Origin of the sequence: Shimia gijangensis (genome assembly GCF_900142085.1) — a bacterium.
In the GTDB taxonomy this organism is placed as follows: Bacteria; Pseudomonadota; Alphaproteobacteria; order Rhodobacterales; family Rhodobacteraceae; genus Shimia; species Shimia gijangensis.
This window is the reverse complement of sequence record NZ_FQZQ01000049.1, coordinates 1-6,774: the sequence shown is the minus strand read 5'-3', so window position 1 is coordinate 6,774 and position 6,774 is coordinate 1. Positions and strand designations below refer to the sequence as shown.

Below are 6,774 nucleotides of genomic sequence, written 5' to 3'. Positions count from 1 at the left end.
GCTTCCACGTGCTTACCTGTGTCGGGTGAAGTTGGCGCTTGGCTGCGATCTCCTGCACCGTCTTGTCGCCACGCAACGCTTCTAACGCCACAGTCTCTTTAAACTTGTCGGAAAAGTTCCGTCGCTTCGTCATTCTCGTATCCATTCATTCGTGTTGGATACACCTTAGCACGCTGTCCAGTTTTGCCGGACCACTTCAGTAATCAAGGAAGAGTTTTTCAACACAATCAGCCCAGAGTGTACTTGTTCTGCAGAGCAGCGAATGTCTGCCTTTGGGGTCTCGGTGCCGGAGGTCACCTGGACTGCCTTATAAGTGCGGCTACGGTGCTTTTCAGATGGGAGTACCGCTACACGTGTTGAAAGAAAGGCCCTCTGCCCGGGGCGGACCATCACCAGAGTATTTTTTGATAAAATTGCGACTAGGGTACTCTCAGCACACGCCGATCTAGCGGCGTCCAGAAAGCAGGCGACTCCTTGGATATCAAATGGCGGGAGGATTTATTGGCGTTGGCGGCCAATAGAAATTTCCGCATTGCATCGGAACAGCGCAACGTGTCCCAGCCGGCCTTCAGCCGTCGAATTCAGGCGCTGGAAGCCTGGGTTGGAACGCCTTTGGTTGATCGGGGGTGTCAGCCCATCTGCTTGACCGAGGCGGGAGAAAACTTTGCTGGTGTGGCGCAGGACATTGTCAGCCTTGCTTATCAAACGCGTGAAGACATCGTGGCGAAAATCTCGTGCGAGAAAGAAAAAATCCGATTTTCCACGCTCAGCACACTGGCGCAGTTTTTCATGCCTGCATGGCTGAAGCAGCTTCAACCATTTATCGACACCGATCAGTTTATCGTGCGAACCGATTTTGGCACCATCGCCCAATACCTTGGGGCGCTTGAAGAAAACGTAGTGGATTTGTTTGTTTGTTACGAAGACCCAAACACAGGCGGTTTCAGTGATGCGGAAAAACTCTCATCTCTGATACTGGGACAGGAGGTGTTAGTGCCGGTCGTCGCTCCGGATGCAACCGGAGCGCCGCTTTGGTGGTTACCTGATCGGCCAACTGATCCGATCCCCTATCTTCATACGGCATCGACACTTTCGCTGTGGCCGGTCAAAGGCCATCTTGAGAACACCTATGGCGACCTGATCTTCACGACGGTCTATGAAACCAGCATTGCGACGGCAATGAAAGCCATGGCAATCGAAGGCTATGGCGTGGCCTGGATTCCCGGGGCCATTGTCGCCGATGACCTTGCCCAAGGGCGGCTTGTCCGCGCGGCGGGCAAGGACGATGACCTTGTTGTTGATATCAAGATCTATCGGTGCACTGCCTTCAGCGAACCAAAGATCGAGGCGTTCTGGCAGGCCCTGCTTAAGAAAACGTTATGCTCTGAGGTCCAAGGCTGATAGGCTGAGCTATCTTTTCCGAGCCTATTGCGGAATGCAGCTAAATCTCTGCGTTCGGTGCTCTTTCAATTCCATACCGAAAACGCATGACATCCACCGGTGATGTGTTTTGTGCATGAGTCGCGCTGACATCGGCATTGGACGGTTTTGCACCGGCCTCAATACAGTTTGGCAAAACAAGACCAACAAAAACAAAACCAACTGGGAGATCACGGAATGCAACGAAGAACTCGAATTGTGACGTTTGCCGCCATGGGCGCGGTTGCCATCATGGGCGCAACTGTCGCCTCGGCGCAAAGCACATTGGACATCGTCAAGGAACGCGGACATCTGCGCTGTCAGGTCGGCCCGCCATCTGCCGGGTATTACAACCTCGACAGTGATGGCAATTGGTACGGGCTTGACGTCTCGGTCTGTCAGGCCGTTGCCGCTGCCATTTTTGGCGATATCACGAAAATGGAAATTCAATCGGTGTCGAGCCAGGCGCGGTTCACCGCTCTGGCCAACGGCGAAAGCGATATGTTGTCGCGCACCGCCACGCACACCCTGACCCGTGACACTCAACTGGGCATCGATTTCCTGTCGCCGAACTTTTACGACGGACAAGGGTTTACCGTGCGGCGCGACAGCGGCATCACCAGCGCGCTGGAGCTGAAAGGCGCCAAGGTCTGCGTGACCACCGGCACCACGACCGAATTGAACCTGACCGATTTCAGCCGCACCAACGAGCTGGGCATCTCGAACGTCACGTTTGAAGACTACAACGTGCGCGACGATACCTATCTGAATGGCGGCTGTGATGCGGTTACGGGTGACAAATCCTCGATGGCTGGCAATATCGCTTCCTTCCCGGTTCCTGCTGAACACATGATCCTGCCCGAAACCCTGTCAAAAGAGCCGCTGGCCTCTGCCGTGCGCCATGGCGACAACCAATGGGCCGATATCGTGCGCTGGAGCATTTTTGCGCTGATCAACGCCGAGGAACTGGGCATCACCCAGGCCAATGTTGAAGAGATGCGCGGCAGTTCGAAAGACCCCAATGTGCTTCGTATGCTGGGCGCCGAGGGCAACCTGAACGAAGGTCTGGGGCTCAAGAAAGACTGGGCCTACAACATCATCAAGTCAGTGGGCAATTACGGTGAAATCTACGAGGCCTACATGGGCCACGGCGAACTGGGGATCGGCATCGACCGGGCTGGCTCTCTGAACGCACTGTGGACCAATGGCGGTCTGATGTATTCGCCGCCTATGCGCTAAGGCACCAACGGGCCGCTGGAGGATAACTCCGGCGACCCAATCTTTCACAGGGTCCGCAGTCATAAAAGCAGACGGCGGACGCTGTATCGGGGGCCACAAATGACCGACGCCGTACCACAGACAGAGACAAACCGCGCCAGACCGAAAGAGTCATTCGACTTTTTCCATGACGAGCGTGTTCGATCGGTGTTTTACCAACTTCTGACCGCCGGGACTTTTGGCTGGTTGATCTGGTATCTGATCTCCAACACCGCCCACAATCTTGACGTGCGCGGCATGAAGACCGGCTTTGGCTTTCTCAGCACCTCAGCCGGATTTGATGTTGATTTCAAGCTGATCAACCACACGCCCGGTGTCGGCACCTATGGCCGGATCTTCCTGCTCGGGGCGTTGAACACCCTGTTTGTTTCGTTTCTGGCCATCCTCATCAGCACGGGCTTGGGCTTTTTCATTGGCGTTCTGCGCCTGTCAAACAATTGGCTGGTGTCGAAAGTGGCGCTGGCGTTTGTCGAAATCTTTCGCAATACACCGCTGCTGATCCAGATCGTGTTTTGGTATATCGGCGTGTTTTCCCTGCTTCCGGCAGTTAAAAAGACAATAGATCTCTCGCTGGGCGCCGAGATGATGCTGCTCAACAACCGCGGCTTATATCTGGCAACGCCGATCATGGGTGGGCTGTTCTGGCTGACCCTTGTGGCACTGGGCGCGGCCCTTGTCGTGGTTGTGATGCTGCGCCGCCGCGCGCGCAAACTGCAAGAGCGTACCGGCCAGCAAATCAAAACGCTTGTCCCGTCGCTTGCGCTGATGTTCTTACTGCCGAGTGCGGTGTTTGTGCTGACCGGCATGCCGCTCAGCTGGGATATGCCAACGCTACAGGGCTTTAATTTTGCCGGCGGAACCAGCGTGCCACCGGCCTTCCTGGCGTTGCTTGTGTCGCTCAGCATCTATCATGCCGCACAGATCGCCGAGGCGGTGCGGGCCGGTATTCTGTCGGTCAACAAGGGACAGCACGAGGCCGCGCTTTCCATCGGGCTGAAACCGGGGCGGATCATGTCGATGGTTGTCATCCCGCAAGCGATGCCGGCGGTTGTACCGCCGATGATTTCACAATGGATGAACACGGTCAAAAATTCGTCGCTGGCCGTCGCCATCGGCTATGCCGACATCGTATCCCTGTTCATGCAAACCACGCTGAACCAGATTGGACATGCGGTCGAATTGGTTGGCATGACCATGGCGTTTTACATGTTCATCAGCCTGTCGATTTCCGGGCTTCTGAACATCTACAACAAACGCGTTCAGCTGGTGGAGCGCTGATATGGCCATCATCACTGCCACAAAAACCCCTGACCGCGCTGCGCCGCTGGGCGAGCGATCAGTCATTGGCTGGATACACAAGAACCTGTTCAGCTCGTGGTTCAATGCGATCCTGACCCTGCTCACTGGCTATCTGGTCTTCATCACTGTGACCGGCGTCTTTAACTGGGGGTTCACCGATGCAACCTTTGTCGCCGAAAACCGGCGCGCGTGTTATGACAATAGCCTGACCGGGGCCTGTTGGGCCGGGGTGATCGACTGGCTCGACAACATCTTTTACGGCCGCTACCCGCGGGATCAGATCTGGCGGATCAATGTGGGCGCTGTGTTGCTGGTGCTGTGGATGGCGCCGTTGTGGATGGGGCGTGTCAAAGGCAAGGTTTTGGTCGGAACGGGTGTCGTCGTGTTCTACCCGTTTCTTGCCGGCTATCTGTTTTCCGGAGGCGACAAGGGTCTGTTCATGCAGGTCATGGTCAGCGGTGCCATTGTCGCGCTGATCGCCAATACCGCAAATATGCTGACCGGCGTGCTATGGGGCGAATTCCTGCCGGACTTTGTGCTGCGTGTTCTGGGCAAGTCCACCGCACCTGACAAGACCCAGCGCAATATCCTGCTGGCCCTTCTATTTGTTGTCTTTACCGCAGTGTTTGTCTGGCAACTCAGCTGGACGGTCGAGTTTGTCAGTTGGACCAAATGGGGCGGGCTGTTCCTGACCATGGTGATTTCGGGCATTGGCATCGCGTCGTCCTTGCCCGGCGGTATCCTGCTGGCCCTGGGCCGTCGCAGCAAACTGACCGTTGTGCGGGTTTTATGCGTCGCGTTTATCGAGGTGTTCCGCTCGGTGCCGCTGATCACCGTGCTGTTCATGGCGACAACGATGTTTCCGCTGTTCATGCCGGAAGGGTTTGTCCTCAACAAGCTGGTGCAGGTCATCATTGCGGTGATCCTGTTCAATGCCTGCTACATGGCCGAAACCGTGCGCGCCGGGCTTCAGGCCATTCCCAAGGGCCAATACGAGGCCGCCCATACCATCGGGCTTGGCTATTGGCGCACGACCGGGCTGATCATCATGCCGCAAGCGCTGAAACACATGATCCCCAACATTGTCGGCAGTTTTATCGGGCTGTTGAAGGATACCACGCTGGTCTCGATCATCGGGTTGTTCGACATCCTTGGCATGCTGCGCTCGATCAGCAAGGACATGCCCTGGCTCGGCCTGCACAAGGAGCCGCTGATCTTTGGCGCGTTCCTGTTTTTTGTCCTGTGCTTTTCGATGTCGAAATACAGCCGTCATCTGGAAGTGAAGCTTTCGGCGGGGGATCAGCATTGACCCGGCATTTGAGGAAACCCCCATGACAATAGAACTCACGCAGGCCCAACTGGCCTCGGCCGCCTCGTCCGAGGTCATCATCGAGATCGTGAAGATGAACAAATGGTACGGGTCGTTCCATGTGCTCAAGGACATCGACCTGACGGTGCATCAGGGCGAGCGGATCGTCGTTTGCGGCCCCTCCGGATCGGGCAAATCTACCCTGATCCGCTGTATCAACGCGCTGGAGGAACACCAGGAAGGCGATATCATCGTTGACGGGATCAAACTGGGCAAGAACCTGAAAAACCTCGATCATATCCGCACCGAGGTCGGCATGGTGTTCCAGAACTTCAACCTGTTCCCGCATATGAGCATTCTTGAAAACCTGACCCTCGGGCCGATTTGGACCCGCAAGATGAGCAAGGCCGACGCGGTCGAGACCGCCATGACCTATCTCGAGCGGGTCAAAATCCCCGAGCAGGCCGACAAATACCCAGGCCAATTATCCGGCGGGCAGCAACAGCGCGTCGCCATCGCCCGCAGCCTGTGCATGAACCCCAAGATCATGCTGTTTGACGAACCCACCAGCGCGCTTGATCCCGAAATGATCAAAGAGGTGCTGGATGTGATGGTCGAGCTGGCCGACACCGGCATGACAATGATCGTGGTGACCCATGAAATGGGGTTTGCCCGGACCATCGCCGATCAGGTGATTTTCATGGATGAAGGTGACATCGTTGAGCAAAGCGGGCCGACCGAGTTTTTTGACAACCCGCAACACGAGCGCACAAAGCTGTTTCTCAGCCAGATTTTGTAGCCATCAATTCATGGCCTGCTGATCAAAGGATCAAACAACATGATCACCGTAACCGAATGCGAAAACCCCGTCGATTTGGTGACCTTTGTCGAAACCGACCGATTGTTCCTTAATCCACTGGAAACAGACGATTGGCGCATAAGACGGGTTGTCTGCGATAAGGTCATCGCGTGTTCCGAAGCCTTGCCCGACGGGTTGTGCCTTATGGTGTTCGAAACGTTCCGCTCACGTGCGCGGCAATGGGAATTGTGGAACCCGGTTATTGCCAGTGTGACCCAAAACAACCCTGGTTGGAGCGACGCGCAAATCTACGCCGAATCCTCGCGTTGGGTCTCTCCTCCCGATGGGTTTGGCAGCGGACATCAGGCGGGTGCGGCAGTTGATCTGAAACTGGCACGCACGGATCGCACTGAGCTGGAATTTGGCGGTCTGATGAAAGGGCTCACCGGGGTCGCACCGACCAATTGGCCTGTCTCGCCTGAAATTCGCAAGAATCGCGACATGCTGGTCGCGGCGATGCATGGCGTCGGGATGATCAATTATCCCGAGGAATGGTGGCATTTTTCCTATGGTGATCGGCTAATGGGATGTACCGGCTGCTTCACCCAGCAGGTTAGGCTGAGCCTATTTCTGCAAATAGGAGAAGTAGCATGGCGAAGACTGAATTTGA

The 6,774-nt window shown here is 55.8% G+C and carries 7 protein-coding genes; 6 read left to right on the top strand and 1 reads right to left on the bottom strand.

Features of this window, described 5'->3' with window-relative positions; translation table 11 throughout:
• Positions 1-133, bottom strand: a 133-nt coding sequence (locus tag BUC32_RS19720; RefSeq protein WP_175556981.1) for a transposase, incomplete at its 3' end; no start/stop codon positions are given.
• Positions 134-474: 341 nt separating this feature from the next.
• On the opposite strand from BUC32_RS19720, the gene BUC32_RS19715 reads away from it, so the two are divergent.
• The 6 genes from BUC32_RS19715 to BUC32_RS19690 form a co-directional block, all read left to right on the top strand.
• Positions 475-1,401: a LysR family transcriptional regulator gene (locus BUC32_RS19715; RefSeq protein ID WP_083599437.1), complete on the top strand. Its 927-nt coding sequence runs from the start codon at positions 475-477 to the stop codon at positions 1,399-1,401.
• A 216-nt stretch (positions 1,402-1,617) separates the two neighbouring features.
• On the top strand, positions 1,618-2,658 hold the full coding sequence (locus BUC32_RS19710) for an amino acid ABC transporter substrate-binding protein (protein WP_073257283.1): 1,041 nt from the start codon (positions 1,618-1,620) through the stop codon (positions 2,656-2,658).
• A gap of 99 nt (positions 2,659-2,757) precedes the next feature.
• On the top strand, positions 2,758-3,975 hold the full coding sequence (locus tag BUC32_RS19705) for an amino acid ABC transporter permease (RefSeq protein WP_073257280.1): 1,218 nt from the start codon (positions 2,758-2,760) through the stop codon (positions 3,973-3,975).
• Between the two features lies 1 nt (position 3,976).
• Complete coding sequence (locus tag BUC32_RS19700; RefSeq protein WP_073257277.1) at positions 3,977-5,305, top strand: amino acid ABC transporter permease; 1,329 nt, start codon at positions 3,977-3,979, stop codon at positions 5,303-5,305.
• A 22-nt stretch (positions 5,306-5,327) separates the two neighbouring features.
• Positions 5,328-6,104, top strand: a complete 777-nt coding sequence (locus BUC32_RS19695) for an amino acid ABC transporter ATP-binding protein (protein WP_073257274.1) — start codon at positions 5,328-5,330, stop codon at positions 6,102-6,104.
• A 39-nt stretch (positions 6,105-6,143) separates the two neighbouring features.
• Positions 6,144-6,774, top strand: a 631-nt coding sequence (locus BUC32_RS19690; RefSeq protein WP_073257271.1) for a M15 family metallopeptidase, incomplete at its 3' end; no start/stop codon positions are given.

Excerpts from the sequence above, each read along its gene's own strand:
- BUC32_RS19710 (WP_073257283.1), top strand. The coding sequence starts at position 1,618 with ATGCAACGAAGAACTCGAATTGTGACGTTTGCCGCCATGGGCGCGGTT.
- BUC32_RS19700 (WP_073257277.1), top strand. The coding sequence starts at position 3,977 with ATGGCCATCATCACTGCCACAAAAACCCCTGACCGCGCTGCGCCGCTG.
- BUC32_RS19705 (WP_073257280.1), top strand. The coding sequence starts at position 2,758 with ATGACCGACGCCGTACCACAGACAGAGACAAACCGCGCCAGACCGAAA.
- BUC32_RS19695 (WP_073257274.1), top strand. The coding sequence starts at position 5,328 with ATGACAATAGAACTCACGCAGGCCCAACTGGCCTCGGCCGCCTCGTCC.